The 251-nt window shown below is 65.7% G+C and carries 1 protein-coding gene; it reads right to left on the minus strand.

Translation table 11 applies throughout. The features are described from left to right. Positions 1–9: 9 nt before the first annotated feature. Positions 10–251 (minus strand): metalloregulator ArsR/SmtB family transcription factor (locus RVY79_RS20825; protein ID WP_317466507.1); only part of this gene is annotated, 242 nt, incomplete at its 5' end.

The following is a 251-nucleotide window of genomic DNA, read 5'->3' on the forward strand; positions in this document are numbered from 1 at the left end:
AGTTCAAGTTCATCGGGTCTCCTTGGGGCAATACAGCGCGTAGAGCGTCTGCAACACGGTCAGCAGTCGCGCGTCGGCGATGCCATAAAAGATCTTCTTGCCGTCGCGCCGGGTCTGCACCAGCCCCTGCCGACGCAGCACGCCCAACTGTTGCGACAGCGTGGGCTGCACGATGCCCAGCGCCGCCTCCAGGTCGCCGACGCTGTGCTCGCCCTGCGACATCTGGCACAGCAGCAGCAGCCGCTCGGGGT

The sequence above is a fragment of the Chromohalobacter sp. HP20-39 genome (assembly GCF_033052815.1).
GTDB lineage: Bacteria > Pseudomonadota > Gammaproteobacteria > Pseudomonadales > Halomonadaceae > Chromohalobacter.